Source organism: Mycobacterium sp. NGS56, from assembly GCF_059812425.1.
In genome coordinates, this window is sequence record NZ_JCALCQ010000006.1 from 100,263 (window position 1) to 114,596 (window position 14,334).

Below are 14,334 nucleotides of genomic sequence, written 5' to 3' on the forward strand. Positions count from 1 at the left end.
ATGGTCGCCGGCAGCGTATGGGTGATAGACCGTGTCGTCACCCGGCCGGGTTGCGCGCGGCGGTTCGTCGACGCATACCTGGCCGAGTACGCCCCGGGTGCCCGGGACCGGGGCATGACGCTACGCGACATCTTGGTCAGCCCGCCGATCTGGTTCGAAGACCGGGTTAACACCGTCACCATCACGTGGACACTGCCTGACGTTCAAGCCTGGTGGGAGATGACATGGATGGGCCGGCCTGATCCGGCGCTGAGCGAATGGTGGTCGCAAATCGGCGAATTGGTGCAGGAGCGATCTCGATCGTTCGCCGCGGCCGCGGCCGACGTCGACGGCCTGTGTGATGTTTAGCGTCACGAGATTGCTTGACGTCGTCAAGTCAGATCGAGACCGGCTACTCGACGAGTTGCGTTGCGCCGCAACCCAGACAGGATCACCGCGCTGGGTGGTCGAGCCGACTCTGCCCGGGACTCGCAACGGCGGCGATATCCTCGTGCACCTGCGATTCCACTCCCGGGCCGATTGGAGCTGTGGCGCAGCCGGATTCACTGCATTGTTGACCGACCCCGCGATGCTCCGGGTCAACGGGGCCGACTATTCCGGTGCACCCCAGCGCTGCGCCGAAAATTCAGGCACCGTGTACCGGACGTTGCTCCTGCGGGTGGTGCCCGACGCCCCGGCGGCCTCTGTCGATCAATTCGAGCACGAGCTATCAATGATGCCCCGCCACGTGCCGGCGATCCGCGCATGGCAACTGAGCCGGGTATCCGAGGCCACCGGTGCTACGGCGTGGACCCATGTGTTCGAGCAGGAGTTCGCCGACCTCCAAGGGTTGATGGGTCCGTACCTGATGCACCCGATCCACTGGGCGGTGGTGGACCGGTGGTTCGATCCCGAAACTACCGAGGTGATCGTTCGTGATCGCGTGTGCCACAGCTTCTGCGCCACCGCCGGCCCGGTGATCAGTTAGATGCCTGTGGGCAGGACGTTCGGATTGGCTGTCTGCGGCGGCTTCAGCGGTGGCAACAGCTCCAAGCCGTCTAGGCTGTGCACCGGCAACTGCTGTACCCAGGGGTAGTGCAGGCTGAACGCGACCAGCCCGGTGCGCTCGACGGCGGGCAAATGACACATCGCCAGCACTGTTTCGGCTAAGTACTCCACCGGTTCGGTCGGGAAGGTCACCGGAATCAGCTCCGCAGCACCGGGTGTCTTGACCGCCGACGATGGGCCAACGCAGTTGACCGCAATGTTCGCGTCGAGCAGTTCGGCTGCTGCGCCTTGCGTGAAACGGTGCAGCGCAGCTTTAACCGACGCGTAGATCACGTCACCTGAGGTCTTGTTGTAATCACGGTACGGCCGCACCGGAGGCAGCCCGGTCACCGACCCGATGTTGACGATCCAGCCCCCACCTTGCCTACGCATGTGTGGAACGGCAGCTTTCGTCAAGATGAAAGGTGTCCGCAGGTAATGCTCGACGGTCCGGTCAAACGTCTCCAGGCTCATGTCCTCGATGACCGAATAGTCGGCGAAACCGGCGTTGTTGACCAAGATGTCGATGCGGCCGGTGTGCTCGAGCACTGCGTCGATCAACCGGCGGCGCTGCTGGGCATCCTCGAGGTCGGCCGCGAGGCCAAACGCGTGACCACCCGAGCTTTGAATCAGGGCGACGGTCTCCCCGATGGTGCCCGGCAGCGTATGACTCGTGCCGCCCCGCGTCGACGCGGAAGGTTGGTGCGACCTGGCTGTGACGGCTACCGTCGCACCCTCAGCGGCCAAGCGCCGCGCAATTGCTTGACCGATGCCCCGGCTACTTCCCGTTACCAAAGCTGTTTTACCCGAGAGTAATTGAGTCATCGGAACTCGAAATGCTCTTCGATCGGCGCACGGTGCTGATGCCAAAGGTCGACCAGCCGGTAGGGGGTCGCCACCACGACACGGCCCGACCCTGAGCGGTAGTAGGTGTGTGCATTCGGCGTGTGACACCACACCGTGCCCGCCATCGTCTGGTCGATCTGGGCCACGTAGTCGGTGTAAGCCTGGCGGGTGACCTCCATCGTTGTCGCGCCACGCAGCGCCATCAGTTGCAAGCATTCCATGATGTAATGCGCCATCACTTCCATCGAGAAGTTCGCGCCCGCACCGTGGCCGGGACTGTAGTTCGGCGCCGAATTGATGAACAGATTCGGGAAGCCGGGCACTGTGCCACCCCGGTACGCGCGGGGGCTCTGACCCCATTCGTCGGAGAGCGTACGTCCGCCGCGGCCGCGAACGTCGATCGTGGATAGAAAGTCGAGGTGGTAACCGGTGGCGTAGATGATGATGTCAAGGTCGATCTGCCGGCCATCCTGCGTCACGATGCCTTCGGCGTTTACCGCGGCCGGTTCGCTGGCTTCCACGTCCACGTGGTCGCGCGTCAGCGCCGCGTAATACCCCCCCGGATCCCGAATGATCCGCTTGCCGTAGGGCGCGAAATCCGGAGTGACTTTCCTGGCCAGTTCGGTTCCGGCACCGAAGGTCTCGTTGATGTAGTCCATGCACATCCGCAACAGCACGTCGTTGGCGGGTGAGATCGACAAGTGCGATTTCGACCACTCCGGGTCCTGCAGGATGACGGGATAGTTGTTGTCCGCCGTCCCCCAATACGACTTCAGCCGGTTCCACTTCGCGTAAAACGGAAGGTGCCGGCCCAGATAGCGGCGGTGTTCGGGAACGTCATCGGTCGCCCTTTTGCGCGGCGCCACCCAGTGTGGTTGCCGCTGAAACACAGTCAGATGCTCGACGTCCTCGACACATGCATCGACGATCTGTACCGCCGTACAGCCGGCGCCGATGATCGCCACCCGCTTGCCGGCAAGGTCCAGCGCCGGATCCCACTGCGCGGAGTGAATGCTGATGCCTGCGAAGGTGTTCCGACCCGGAAGATCAGGCCATCGTGGACGATTCAGGTAACCCGCCGCGGTGATCACGACGCGCGCGTAGGTGACGTCGAGTTCGCCGTCGCGACCAACGCTACGGATCTGCCACTGCTCGCGATCCTCGTCCCACCACAGGGCTTCGACCTCGGTGCCGAATCGGGTGTGCTCACGCAGGCCATATTTGTCGGCCACCGCAACAAGGTAGTTCTGATACTCCGCGCCCTGCGGATAGTAGCTCGTCCAATCCGGGTTCACCTCACGCGACAACGAGTAGTACGCCGATGGCGTGTCGACTCCGATACCCGGGTAGGTCGTGGTCAGCCAGGTACCACCGACTTCGTCATTGCGATCGAAGATCTGGTAGCCGACCCCGGCGTCAGCCGCGGCGAGTGCGGCGATGATACCGGCGAGGCCCGCACCGATAATCGCCACGTTCGTTGTCTCGGGAATCGCCACCGTGCGCGGCAGCGCTGGTTGGGAGGGATGAAAACCGCCCTGCTCGAGCAACAATGGAACAAATTCGCCGTCGACTTCGCATCCCAGGGCCAGCGGTAGCAGCCGCCCGAAGAGTTCGGGGTCGTCAGCGGGAATCTCCGCTGCCTCGCGGGGCGACCGCAGCGCAGCCATCACCGCCTCGACCAGTTCTGCTGCGGTGGCAGGATCGGTGACGCCGGCCCGTTCCGGAGGGTCGGGCACGTGCGTGATCTTCGCCCCGAACCGGTCGACCACACAAGCGTCACCAGTCAGCTGCGCCAACACCGCGACGAGTACCCCTGGATCTGCCTTCAGCAGGTTGACCCGGAGTTCACCGGGATCCAGCGGAGCGCCAGAACTCATGGCACCGAGTATGGAGTCGCTCCCCCGCCGCGCGGGGGTCCCCGTCTACTGAGTGGGAGGTTGGGCAGACAGTGTTCCACTGACCGGACATCAATCAGACACCCGCGGGCCACAGCGTGTTGACTACCTGCCATGAGCAACGAGGTCACGCTATCCGAACTGCACGACTTCATCGCGGGCTTCTGGTACCACTACGACGAGGCCCACTACGATGACTTGGCGCGCCGCTGCGCGCAGGACGTGCACTACGTGACCCGAAGCGACTCAGGCGCAAGTCCTTTCGAGGAATTGATGTCGCCCGATTTGAATGGTCGTGACGAGGTGGTGAAGTGGCTTGCCGACCATCGCGATCAGAGTCCCTACCCGTTGCGCCACCACGCCACCAACCTGCACCGCACGAGCACCAATGGTGAGATCACGTACGCGCGCTTCTACATCTTCGTCAACCAGATCGCAAACTTCGTCCCGTTCGCGGTCTCGACAGGCATCGCCACTGTGGGCGTAAGGCGCGGCGCCAAGGGGCTTGAGTTCACTGAGATGGACATCGTGCTCGACACCACGAACTCGGTGCAGCTTTCCGAGCTCGCCCAAAAGAGTGCTGCCGGTCGGTGACCGCTCGCGAAAAATTCTCCGGTGGCGTCGCCGTCATCACCGGAGCAGGCGGTGGTATCGGCGCGGGAATGGCGCGCCACGCCAGCCGGTTGGGCATGACGGTCGTGCTTGCCGACGTCGATGCGGACGCCGTGGCGGCGTTACGGAGCGAACTCGCCGCAGCGGGAACCGATGCGGTCGACGTCGTCTGCGACGTGCGCGACCCGGACGCCCTGCAAGGGCTCGCGGAACGCACCTACCGGGAAGTCGGGCCGGTGCGGTTGCTGGTGAACAACGCGGGAGTCGAACAGTTCGGGTATTTGTGGGACACGCCCATCGCCAACTGGAGGCGCGTCGTCGATGTCAACATCAGCGGAGTTTTCTACGGGGTGCGGGCATTTCTGCCCAAGATGATGGCCACCGACGAGCAGGTCTGGGTATGGAACCTATCGTCGGTCGGCGGCGTGGTGGCAATTCCATTGCAAGCGCCCTACATCACGAGCAAGCACGCCGTTCTCGCCATGACCGAATGTCTGTACCTCGACGTCCAATCGGCCGGACACGATCACCACATCCACGTGCAGGCCGTGCTGCCAGGTGCGGTGGTATCCAACATCTTTGAATCCGCCGGTGGAGTCGAGGCCAGTGATGCCCTCGACACCGTGAATGCCAATGCCGCCGAGGCGCAACGCGCGGCCATGCTGCAAATCAAGGACCGGGCCATGGATCCGCTGGCCGCCGCCGAGACCGTATTCGAGCAGGCCGCGCAGGGTCGCTTCTACCTGCTCACCCAGCCGGACTATGTCGGGGCGGCGATGACCGAACGCGCGAACGTCCTTGCCACCCAGCATCCCCCGTCACGCCGATGAGTCCGCAGATCGCCAGGGTCAGGCTGGATGCCGACGCCGCCGCACGGATCGCGTCGTTCGGCGACGTCCCACCGATGCGCCAGCGGGGGTTGGCCGCGGTGCGCACTGCTATCGAGGCTGCGCCGCTCCCCCGGGACATGCCCGAGATGGCCAGCGTCACCGACCTTGTCATACCCGGGCCGGCTGACCCGATTCCCGTCAAAATCTATCGCCCCACCTGCGATGCCATGGGACCCGTCCTTGTCTTCTTCCACGGCGGTGGACTTGTCATGGGATCCAATCACTCGTTCGAGCCGCTCGCGCGAGCGCTGGCGGCCACCGCGCAAGCCGCCGTCGTAGCGGTCGATTACCGGCTGGCCCCCGAATTCGCGCCGCCCGCTCAATTCGAGGACGCCTACGCCGCAACCGAATGGGTATCGCGGCATGCGCAGGAATTGGGCGTCGACGGTGCCCGACTCGCGGTCGTCGGCGACAGCGCGGGTGGTTCGCTTGCGGCGGCGGTTGCGCTGGCCGCCCGCCAGCGCGGTGGCCCGGCCATTTGCGCGCAGGTGCTGTTGTATCCCGGACTGGATCGCGATATGGACACCGCGTCGATCACCGCGCTCGCCGACGCACCAATGCTGAGCCGCGACGACATCGAATACTTGCATGCACTCGCCTATGGCGACGCCGGCCCGCCCCAGGATCCCTACCTGATTCCGGCGTGCGCGACCGACCTGACCGGACTGCCGGCGGCGATCGTGGTGACAGCGGAAGCCGACCCGATCCGAGATTGGGGTGAGCAGTACGCGGCGCGGCTGCGCGACGCGGCTGTGCAGACAACCGTGACGCGCTATCCCGGGATGTGCCACGGCTTTCTGATGCGGTCTGACGCAACGGCGCGCGGCCGGCTGGCCATCGCGGAGATCGGTGCGCTGCTGCGCGCGAAGTTCGCTCACCCGTTGCCGGTCCAGCAGTTCCATCAGAACAACAGTCAACGCAGTGCAGAAGGAGACAGCTGATGCTCACCAACGATCGACGGATGGAGCTTTCCGATGTGTTGCGGCCGGCCGCCCCGCCTCGGGAGATCGACGAGGTGTACACCGACGACCAAATCGGGCGGCTGTTCGACGTCGTGCGTAGCGCAGGCCCGTGGAGGCTGATCATCGCGCAACATTTCGCGTCGCCCGACGAATTGATCGCGACGATGAGCGGAGCCTTTCCCGAGGGATTCACACCGTCGCTGGACCTCTTCCTCACTCCGACCTTCCGCGGCTACCTCGCCAACTATGGCGCCGTGCTCTACCCGCAACTGCACGACTGCTTCTACAACGCGAAATTCCTGCAGATGGCCAAGACCTACTGGCGCGCCGAATACGCCAAACCCCAGCTGATGCTGTTCAACATCAACGGACCGTGCGCGAACCGCGATCCGGGGCATCTGGATTCGCCCAGCTTCCGCGGTGTGCGACACGAGAACGCGCCGACGTGGCTCACCAGCGTGATGGGTAAATCCGGCCTGTTCGGCGAATACCTGATAAAGATGGCGCAGGTGATTACTTGGTTTTCTCTCGATCGCGGGAGCGGATTCACCTACTGGCCCGACGGTCCGCTTCGGGAACCGAGGCGCGTCCTACCACCTGTCTACAACCGTGGCGTCGTTGTGCAGAACGAGATGATGGTGCACCGCGGCGAGGCGAATGGTCCTCTTGATCAACAGATTCCGAAAGGATTGGGATTCGACACCGTGTTCGCCGGTGACCCGGAGGACCGCGACCAGTGGCAGCTGAGAAACGGTGATGCGATCATCGCACGCCACCATACCGACGAACTGCGGTTCCTCGTGCATTGGTCGGCCGAGGTGTTCTCCGACTTCGACGAACTGAAAAAGAACATGGACGGTTCCGACGACCTGACGATCGACCGAGCCATCGACATCATGGTCGATGACGTCAACGGTCGCGGGATCAATCTCGACATTCCCAGTGAGCCGCTGCACGATCCGGCTTTCATCGGTGCGCTCAACGCCGCCTATGACCTGGGCGGGCCATCCATCTATCCCGACGAGGCGCCGCTGAGCGCCTTCCAATTGGCGTGACGAAAAGAACCGCACCATGCAGCGTTTCGCGCGGTGGTGCTGATGCCTGACACGCTTCGCGAACGACTGACGCAGTCGGTGCGACGACTAATCGACGTAACCATTCGCAGCGAGGCCGACGACGCGACCGTGGCACACGCCCTGGCTCTGGTCGACCAAACCGTCGAGTTGTTGAGCACCCAGCTCATGGCAGGGTCGTTCGGTGCGCACACGAACCCTGACGGCAAAACCGTCGTTGCGGGCAACGTGGCCATCGGGCTGCACAACCCGATCGCTCCGCCACTGGTCGTCCAGCAAGACGCGGACGGCGGCGTACATGCCGATGTGCACCTCGGCGCCGCCTACGAGGGACCGCCCGGTTGTGTACACGGAGGCATGTGCGCTCTAATCCTGGACCATGTTCTGGGCGCGACGGCACATCAGCCCGGTAAGCCGGCTTACACGGGCACCATCACGGTGCGCTATCTGCGCCCCACGCGGTTGGGGACACTTCGAGCCGAGGCCCGGGTGGAGCGGATCGACGGCATTAAGACGTATGCGACCGGCCATCTCAGCAACGCCGACGGGGTGACGGTGGAAGCCGAGGGCGTTTTCATCACACCACGGGAATACCTCGGATTGGGCGGGTCACAACGTGTACAGGAATCGTGAAATATGCTGTCAATCATGCGATCTCGTTTACAACGGTCGCCGCGTGACACCGCACCCGCCGATAAGATCAACCCGGCGCGTTTGCCGGCAGGTCGACACGCGGGGTTACAACTACCGATAATCGGCAAGCACGATCACGATATGCGGCAAAATCGAGACAGGACAGCCGAGGCGTCGGGCGCGGTTACCCGATTCGGTTTCGGCGCGACCACCCACTCCAGGGAGCCCGTCAGACATGGTTGCCCGCCTGCTCGTCACTCTGGGGGCGATATCCGCCGCGCTGCTGGCGGCGGCACCGACGGCCCATGCCGACACGACCGACCAGAAATTCCTTGCGGCGCTGGAGGCCCAGGGCATCGTCGACCGATCTTCGGCCGGACACGCGATCGAAGCTGCTCGCTACGTCTGCGCTCGGCTCGACGCCGGCGAAACGGCCCTGCAGGTGATGCAAGATGTGTTGGCTAGCAGCAGTTTACCCGAGTTTCATACCGGCTTCTTCGTCGCCCAGAGCATCTACTCCTACTGCCCGCGGCATAAGGATGAGATCCCGCGCGGATAGTTCATAGCGCCCGGGTTAAGCGCCCGGGTTTAGCATTGCCTACCGTCGGTCTCGTCCACGACGGATAAGTCTCCGCAGCGTACCGCTTCCAGGATCGACGCACTCAGCGCGGAACACACGACGAAGACCCCCCGGCTCCCCGGTGTGGCAATCATCCGCGCATCGGCGCGCTCGATACACCGCGCCGTCGCGTCGGCGTTCCACTGCACGCTGGTCTGATTCCAGCTGCTCTTGCGGGCCAAAACCCGCGCACCACAAATTCGGCACGCTACCGGCGCCATCGGCATCTCGTCGAGCCGATTATCCTCTCGCACCGACGATTCCAGCGTCGTCACGCCTGGGCCGCCATGTTGGCCTCGACCTCTTTCATCCATGCCTCATAGGGACGGGTGGTGTCGAGTTCGAACTCGAAGCGGTCCACCATATCCGGCTGGATATCGGCCACGTCGACGTAGAACTGCTGATACCAGCGACGCAGTTGGTAGACTGGACCGTCCTCCTCGACCAACAGCGGGTTGTCGATGCGCGCCTTGTGTCGCCAAATCTCCACGTCCTGCTCGAACCCGATTTTGACGTAGTCACCCAGGGTGATGGCAGTCTCCATGGCCTGGTCATCGGGCAGCGCGTCGGACTTCTTGACAATGATCCCATATTGCAGCACAAAGGAATTCGAGTCGATGGGATAGTGACAATTGATGAGGATCGTGTTGGCGTCGCCGTGCTCGTAGTGATAGGTCAGGTCGTCGATCATGAACGATGGGCCGTAGTACGACGCCACCGACGTCGTACCCAACATCTGTGAACCGACGCTCCCGCCCATGTCGGGTCGGCTTCCACCATTCATGTACTGCGTCGCCACGTGCCCCTCGAAGATGTTCTTGAAGTATGTGGGCAGCGAGCCATGGATGTAGAAAAAGTGCGCCATGTCCACAACGTTGTCGATGATTTCACGGCAGTTGCTGTTGACGACGGTCGTATACCAGTGCCAGTCAGTCCACTGGTCGCTGCTGGCGCCCTCGATGCGCGGGATCTTCACCTCCGGCGCCGGCGGTTTGCGCTCCGGGTCGTTCCACACGAACAGCATGCCGTCCTGCTCCAGGGTGGTCCAAGCTTGCGTGCGGGCAAGCCGGGGCGTCCGCCGCGCATAGGGCACCTGCTTGCAGCGTCCGTCGCCGCCCCAGCGCCAGTCGTGGAACGGGCAGGCGATCTCGTTGCCCTTGACCTCGCCCTGGGACAGGTCTCCGCCCATGTGCCGGCAGTATCCGTCGAGCACGTTGATTTTCCCGTCGCCGCTGCGGAAGACGACGAGCTTCTGCCCGAAGGCGTTGATCGTGTGGGGTTTGCCGTCGCCGAAATCCCTGGTCAGCCCCAGGCAGTGCCAGCCTCGGGCGAACCGCGTGGGCGCGGCCTGCGCTTCAATGAACCGAATTTCGTCGGCCTCCGTCTGCGACGTCATGAGCCTGATTTAACTCCCCCGGGCCGGGCCGCGGGACCCCCTTGTTCCACTGATCAGGACGGACCTTCCCGCGTCGCGCCGGCGGCGCTTACCGTGAGGTACGTGACGACGCACAGCGCGACGATTCCCGCCGGGCTCCCGGTGGCCGATGCATGCGTTGACCTGCTCGTCGTCGGCTCCGGCACCGGCATGGCCGCCGCGCTGGCCGCCCACGAATCGGGGCTGTCGGTGCTGATCGTGGAGAAGTCGTCGTATGTGGGTGGCTCGACCGCCCGGTCAGGCGGCGCGCTGTGGCTGCCGGCCAGCCCGGTGCTGGCCGAAGCGGGGGCCGGTGACACCGCGGAACGTGCCGGCACCTATCTGGACGCGGTCGTCTGCGGATCGGCGCCGCCGCGGCGATCGGCGGGGTTTGTTCACAACGTGTCGGCGACGGTGGACATGCTGCGCCGGACGACGCCGCTGCGGCTGTTTTGGGCACGCGACTATTCCGACTATCACCCCGAGGAGCCGGGCGGCAGCGCTGCCGGGCGCACGTGTGAGTGCCGTCCCTTCGACACCTCGCTGCTCGGCAGGTACCGCACCCGGCTGGAGCCCGGCCTAATGGAGGTCACCGTCCCGATGCCGACGACGGGCGCCGACTACCGGTGGATGAATCTGGTCGCCCGGATGCCGCGCAAGGGACTTCCCGTCTACGGCAAACGCCTGGCGCAGGGCGTGGCCGGCCGCGTGGTGGGCAGGCGGTACGCCGCGGGCGGCCAGGGCCTGATGGCCGGGCTGTTCACCGGGGTGCTGCGTGCCGGCATCCCGGTGTGGACCGGCACCACGCTCGCGCGCCTCACCGGCGATGACGACCGTGTGACGGGCGCCGTCGTGGAGCAGGGCGGCCGCGAGGTGACGATCACCGCGCGGCGAGGCGTGGTGCTGGCCACCGGGGGTTTCGACCACCACATGGACATGCGGTGGAAATTCCAGTCGGAATCGTTGGGCGCCAACCTGAGTCTGGGCGCTGCCACCAACACCGGCGACGGTATCCGCGCGGGCCAGGATTTCGGTGCCGACATCGATCTGATGGATCAGGCGTGGTGGTTTCCCGCCATCGCGCCGCTACCCGGCAAGGCACCGACGGTGATGCTCGCCGAGCGGTCGCTGCCGGGTTGTCTGATCGTGGATCAGAACGGGCACCGGTTCGCCAACGAAGCGGCGGATTACATGTCCTTCGGGCAGCGGTTGATCGAGCTGGAGCGCGCCGGCAGCCCGGTCGAGACGATGTGGATCGTCTTCGACCAGCAGTACCGCAACAGTTACGTCTTTGGCGCCGAGCTATTTCCGCGGATGCGGATTCCCCAGGCGTGGTATGACGCCGGGATCGCGGTGCGGGCCGACGACCTCACCGATCTGGGCGCGCGGATCGGCGTCGGAGTGTCGGAGTTCTTCGCGACGATGACACGCTTCAATCGAAATGCCGCTGCCGGTGCGGATCCCGACTTCGGCCGGGGTCGCAGCGCCTACGATCGCTATTACGGTGACCCGACGATCAAGCCGAACCCCAACCTGCGCCCATTGGTCAAAGGTCCGTTCTACGCGGTGAAGATGGTGCTGTCCGATCTGGGCACCTGCGGTGGCCTGAAGACCGACGAGCGGGCGCGGGTGCTGCGCGAAGACGGCGGGGCGATCACCGGGCTGTATGCGATCGGCAATACCGCCGCCAATGCGTTCGGGACGACATATCCGGGCGCGGGCGCAACGATCGCCCAGGGGCTGGTGTACGGCTACGTCGCCGCCCGGGATGCGGCGGGTTAGCGGCGATCGCGCTTGGCCTCGACCTGCTTTTCGACCTCGCGCCAATACCCTGGCGTCGGCCGCGGTTTGCCGAGACCACCCTTGGCGGCCTGCTGCAGGACGGCGTCGGCCTCGTCGATCTCTTTCATCAGCTCCAGGGCGAATTCGCGCTCGGCGGCGTAGTATTTGGCCGCCCAGCGCAACGCGAGCACCGAGTACGCCCAGGCGGGCTCCGCCTCGGCTCCCTCGGCGTCCTCAACGGCCTTACGGTGCCTGGATTCGGCGTAGGCCACGTGCTCTTGCAGTAATTCCTTGAGCCGACTCGGGTTACTGAGGTGGCCGAACGTAACCCGCAGCAGCACAGAGTGTTTGAGCACCGGCGGGTCTACCGGCGCATAGTTGGTCCACTCGGTGATGGCGTCCATGCCCGCCGGGGTGATCTTGTAGAGCCGACGGCTGCGGGTGCCCTCATCGCGTTCGACACGCGACGTCACCAGCCCCAGCGACTCCAGCTTCTTCAACTCGGTGTAGATCTGGCTGTAGGAGGGGCTCCAATAGTAGAGGTCGACGCTCCAGTCGATCCACTTTTTGAGGTCGTAACCTGAGACTTCCTCTTCGTAGGACATCATGCCCAGCAGCGCCCAACTGGTGGCGGCAAGGGCCGCGTTGGTCAGATTCTGGCCGGCAGGGTCCGTTCCGGAGTCCATGTCGCCAGGTTAACAACACCGCACCTTAGATTGGAGGACATGGACCGCTGGCTGGGACGCCCGTGAAATTCGCCTTTCCCGTTCCGCACCTGCTGCGCCTCAAGGCGATTACGCAGCCGTGGGAGGCCGCCGTCACCGGCCCCGACCAACGACGCATGGTGCAATGCGCCGACCGGTGGGGCTACGACATGATCGCGGTGCCCGAACATCTCGTCATCCCCACCGATCACGTCGAGTTGTCCGGGCCACACTATCTACACTCGACGACTGCGCAGGCCTTCATCGCCGGCGCCACCGAGCGCGTGGCCATCAACTCCTGCGTCACCGTCTTGCCGTTGCAGCATCCCATCGTGTTGGCCAAAGCGCTGGCGACCGCCGACTGGATGAGCGGGGGCCGGATGATGGTGACGTTCGGAGTGGGGTGGCTGGCCCGCGAGTTCGAGTTGCTTTCAGTGCCCTTCGATGAACGGGGCCGCATCGCCGACGAGTATCTGGCGGCCATCGTCGAATTGTGGACCAGTGACACACCGCGATTCGAGGGCCAGTATGTGTCATTCGCGGACATCGTCTTCGAGCCGAAACCCGTTCAAAAGCCCCATCTTCCGATCTGGGTCGGTGGTGACGCGGACGCCGCCCTGCGCAGGGCGGCCACCTTCGGCTCCGGGTGGTGGCCGTTTCTCACCCCGCCCGAACAGATCGCGCGCAAACTCGACTACATAAAGTCCCAACCCGCCTATGACGGCCGGCAATTCGAGGTGATGCACGGGCTGGGCACCAACCGGGTCGGCGAAGGACACGTCGCCCGCCGCACGACCGATCGGCCGGGCATGAGCGCCACACAGATCATCGACCGGTTGAATTATCTGGCCGAGCAGGGCGTGACCGTAACCGCGGTCCCCGTTCCCGCCGTGGGCGGCGTGGACGAATACCTCGATTACGCGCAGTGGGTGATCGAAGAGATCAAACCCCAGGTGTCCTAGCGGATCCGCAACCCGCGTTCGCGCACCCAATACACCGCGGCGATACTGCCGGCGATCCACACGCACACGGCGATGGCGAGGTGCACAAAGCCTTTCGTTTCGCGCCCGAACACCGGCCAGATCAGCGCGGGCGCCTGCTTCCACAACACTCGGTGCTCCACACCGTTCATCGGATCGGCCACGTAATACAGCGCATAGGGCAGAGTCAGGGCCAGCACCCAACTGCGGGTGCGGCGCAGATCGCCGCGCTGGCGCCAGCGCCGGATCAGCGGCTCGGCACTGACGGGATGCAGCACCGAGATGAAGTTGCCGACACCCAGCCAGGACACGATGGGCACCGCGACCGTGGGTATCGTAATTCCCAGCCGCCCTGGGGTTTCCAGCCACAGTGTCAACGCGACCGCGGCGGCCAGGGTGGGCAGGCCGACGATCACGAGCAGGGCGAGGTTCTTGATCACCAGGATTCGCCAGAAAGGCACCCCGTCCGATAAACCCTGGACGATGCGGTAGTGGTCGGCGCCCAGAAAGTTGGTGGTGGTGACATCGGCCAGGACCCACGAGGAGAAGTAGGTGCCCACCAGGATCACCCAATCGTGGTGACGGCCGAGAGTCAGCGGCTGCACCAGCAACCAGCCGGCGGCGAAGATGACGTTGGCCACCACACCCATCAGCCAGGTGCGCGGCGCGGTGAACGACCACCGGATCTCGGCGATAACTGCCGAAATCATGTCCTTCTCGAAATCCTTGGCGGCGCGCCGGGCCGCGGCGGGTCGAGGCGCCGATGCACGCGCCGCGGCGCGCAGCACGGCGCTCAACCGCGGACGCGCCGCAGCCTCCGGCTTCCCCAGCCGCTTTGGGCTACCGATTCTGCGCGGGACGATCAACTGATGTTGCCTCCCTCGCTCTCGGATCGGTC

The 14,334-nt window shown here is 64.6% G+C and carries 16 protein-coding genes; 10 read left to right on the plus strand and 6 right to left on the minus strand.

What is annotated here, in order from left to right; genetic code table 11:
* A complete protein-coding gene (locus AC5Y4F_RS16625; protein WP_067933794.1) occupies window positions 1-348 on the plus strand; it encodes a hypothetical protein in 348 nt (115 codons plus the stop codon).
* Entirely contained in the window at window positions 341-967 is a 627-nt protein-coding gene (locus AC5Y4F_RS16630; protein ID WP_499997635.1) for a Dabb family protein, read from the plus strand. Before AC5Y4F_RS16625 ends, AC5Y4F_RS16630 begins: the two co-directional genes overlap by 8 nt.
* Here AC5Y4F_RS16630 and AC5Y4F_RS16635 read toward each other — a convergent pair.
* Complete coding sequence (locus tag AC5Y4F_RS16635; protein ID WP_499997636.1) at window positions 964-1,851, minus strand: SDR family NAD(P)-dependent oxidoreductase; 888 nt, start codon at window positions 1,849-1,851, stop codon at window positions 964-966. The two genes, AC5Y4F_RS16630 and AC5Y4F_RS16635, sit on opposite strands and share 4 nt — an antisense overlap.
* The gene (locus AC5Y4F_RS16640; RefSeq protein WP_499997637.1) at window positions 1,848-3,749 is read right to left on the minus strand and encodes a flavin-containing monooxygenase; all 1,902 of its coding nucleotides are present in this window, start codon (window positions 3,747-3,749) and stop codon (window positions 1,848-1,850) included. Before AC5Y4F_RS16640 ends, AC5Y4F_RS16635 begins: the two co-directional genes overlap by 4 nt.
* Before the next feature lie 132 nt (window positions 3,750-3,881).
* Here AC5Y4F_RS16640 and AC5Y4F_RS16645 point away from each other — a divergent pair, with 132 nt between their 5' ends.
* The 6 genes from AC5Y4F_RS16645 (at window position 3,882) to AC5Y4F_RS16670 (ending at window position 8,496) form a co-directional block, all read left to right on the plus strand.
* Window positions 3,882-4,361, plus strand: coding sequence for a nuclear transport factor 2 family protein (locus AC5Y4F_RS16645; protein WP_499997638.1), 480 nt, complete (start codon window positions 3,882-3,884; stop codon window positions 4,359-4,361).
* On the plus strand, window positions 4,358-5,209 hold the full coding sequence (locus tag AC5Y4F_RS16650) for an SDR family NAD(P)-dependent oxidoreductase (protein ID WP_067933802.1): 852 nt from the start codon (window positions 4,358-4,360) through the stop codon (window positions 5,207-5,209). Before AC5Y4F_RS16645 ends, AC5Y4F_RS16650 begins: the two co-directional genes overlap by 4 nt.
* On the plus strand, window positions 5,206-6,210 hold the full coding sequence (locus AC5Y4F_RS16655) for an alpha/beta hydrolase (RefSeq protein ID WP_067933803.1): 1,005 nt from the start codon (window positions 5,206-5,208) through the stop codon (window positions 6,208-6,210). The genes AC5Y4F_RS16650 and AC5Y4F_RS16655 overlap by 4 nt, the downstream gene beginning before the upstream one ends.
* Window positions 6,210-7,286 carry a hypothetical protein gene (locus AC5Y4F_RS16660; protein ID WP_499997639.1) on the plus strand — a complete coding sequence of 359 codons (1,077 nt, stop codon included), beginning with the start codon at window positions 6,210-6,212 and terminating at the stop codon, window positions 7,284-7,286. The genes AC5Y4F_RS16655 and AC5Y4F_RS16660 overlap by 1 nt, the downstream gene beginning before the upstream one ends.
* A gap of 42 nt (window positions 7,287-7,328) precedes the next feature.
* On the plus strand, window positions 7,329-7,937 hold the full coding sequence (locus tag AC5Y4F_RS16665; protein ID WP_067933856.1) for a PaaI family thioesterase: 609 nt from the start codon (window positions 7,329-7,331) through the stop codon (window positions 7,935-7,937).
* A gap of 235 nt (window positions 7,938-8,172) precedes the next feature.
* On the plus strand, window positions 8,173-8,496 hold the full coding sequence (locus AC5Y4F_RS16670) for a DUF732 domain-containing protein (RefSeq protein ID WP_499997640.1): 324 nt from the start codon (window positions 8,173-8,175) through the stop codon (window positions 8,494-8,496).
* Between the two features lie 29 nt (window positions 8,497-8,525).
* Here AC5Y4F_RS16670 and AC5Y4F_RS16675 read toward each other — a convergent pair whose 3' ends face one another.
* On the minus strand, window positions 8,526-8,783 hold the full coding sequence (locus AC5Y4F_RS16675) for a ferredoxin (RefSeq protein ID WP_231986344.1): 258 nt from the start codon (window positions 8,781-8,783) through the stop codon (window positions 8,526-8,528).
* 44 nt (window positions 8,784-8,827) lie between these two features.
* Complete coding sequence (locus tag AC5Y4F_RS16680) at window positions 8,828-9,952, minus strand: 3-ketosteroid-9-alpha-monooxygenase, oxygenase component (RefSeq protein WP_499997641.1); 1,125 nt, start codon at window positions 9,950-9,952, stop codon at window positions 8,828-8,830.
* Between the two features lie 102 nt (window positions 9,953-10,054).
* Between AC5Y4F_RS16680 and AC5Y4F_RS16685 the strand changes: the two genes are divergently transcribed.
* A complete protein-coding gene (locus AC5Y4F_RS16685; protein WP_499997642.1) occupies window positions 10,055-11,752 on the plus strand; it encodes a 3-ketosteroid-delta-1-dehydrogenase in 1,698 nt (565 codons plus the stop codon).
* Here AC5Y4F_RS16685 and AC5Y4F_RS16690 read toward each other — a convergent pair.
* Window positions 11,749-12,438: a PadR family transcriptional regulator gene (locus AC5Y4F_RS16690; RefSeq protein ID WP_499997643.1), complete on the minus strand. Its 690-nt coding sequence runs from the start codon at window positions 12,436-12,438 to the stop codon at window positions 11,749-11,751. The genes AC5Y4F_RS16685 and AC5Y4F_RS16690 overlap by 4 nt on opposite strands.
* A 62-nt stretch (window positions 12,439-12,500) precedes the next feature.
* Between AC5Y4F_RS16690 and AC5Y4F_RS16695 the strand changes: the two genes are divergently transcribed.
* Window positions 12,501-13,418, plus strand: a complete 918-nt coding sequence (locus tag AC5Y4F_RS16695) for a TIGR03619 family F420-dependent LLM class oxidoreductase (RefSeq protein ID WP_499997644.1) — start codon at window positions 12,501-12,503, stop codon at window positions 13,416-13,418.
* On the opposite strand, the gene AC5Y4F_RS16700 is transcribed toward AC5Y4F_RS16695, so the two are convergent.
* Window positions 13,415-14,302: a hypothetical protein gene (locus tag AC5Y4F_RS16700; protein WP_499997645.1), complete on the minus strand. Its 888-nt coding sequence runs from the start codon at window positions 14,300-14,302 to the stop codon at window positions 13,415-13,417. The genes AC5Y4F_RS16695 and AC5Y4F_RS16700 overlap by 4 nt on opposite strands.
* Window positions 14,303-14,334 lie beyond the last annotated feature (32 nt).

Bases quoted from the DNA above. Each gene is read 5' to 3' on its own strand.
- AC5Y4F_RS16625 (WP_067933794.1), top strand. From the start codon at position 1: ATGGTCGCCGGCAGCGTATGGGTGATAGACCGTGTCGTCACCCGGCCG.
- AC5Y4F_RS16630 (WP_499997635.1), top strand. From the start codon at position 341: ATGTTTAGCGTCACGAGATTGCTTGACGTCGTCAAGTCAGATCGAGAC.
- AC5Y4F_RS16635 (WP_499997636.1), bottom strand. From the start codon at position 1,851: ATGACTCAATTACTCTCGGGTAAAACAGCTTTGGTAACGGGAAGTAGC.
- AC5Y4F_RS16640 (WP_499997637.1), bottom strand. From the start codon at position 3,749: ATGAGTTCTGGCGCTCCGCTGGATCCCGGTGAACTCCGGGTCAACCTG.
- AC5Y4F_RS16645 (WP_499997638.1), top strand. From the start codon at position 3,882: ATGAGCAACGAGGTCACGCTATCCGAACTGCACGACTTCATCGCGGGC.
- AC5Y4F_RS16655 (WP_067933803.1), top strand. From the start codon at position 5,206: ATGAGTCCGCAGATCGCCAGGGTCAGGCTGGATGCCGACGCCGCCGCA.
- AC5Y4F_RS16660 (WP_499997639.1), top strand. From the start codon at position 6,210: ATGCTCACCAACGATCGACGGATGGAGCTTTCCGATGTGTTGCGGCCG.
- AC5Y4F_RS16665 (WP_067933856.1), top strand. From the start codon at position 7,329: ATGCCTGACACGCTTCGCGAACGACTGACGCAGTCGGTGCGACGACTA.
- AC5Y4F_RS16670 (WP_499997640.1), top strand. From the start codon at position 8,173: ATGGTTGCCCGCCTGCTCGTCACTCTGGGGGCGATATCCGCCGCGCTG.
- AC5Y4F_RS16675 (WP_231986344.1), bottom strand. From the start codon at position 8,783: ATGCCGATGGCGCCGGTAGCGTGCCGAATTTGTGGTGCGCGGGTTTTG.
- AC5Y4F_RS16680 (WP_499997641.1), bottom strand. From the start codon at position 9,952: ATGACGTCGCAGACGGAGGCCGACGAAATTCGGTTCATTGAAGCGCAG.
- AC5Y4F_RS16690 (WP_499997643.1), bottom strand. From the start codon at position 12,438: ATGGACTCCGGAACGGACCCTGCCGGCCAGAATCTGACCAACGCGGCC.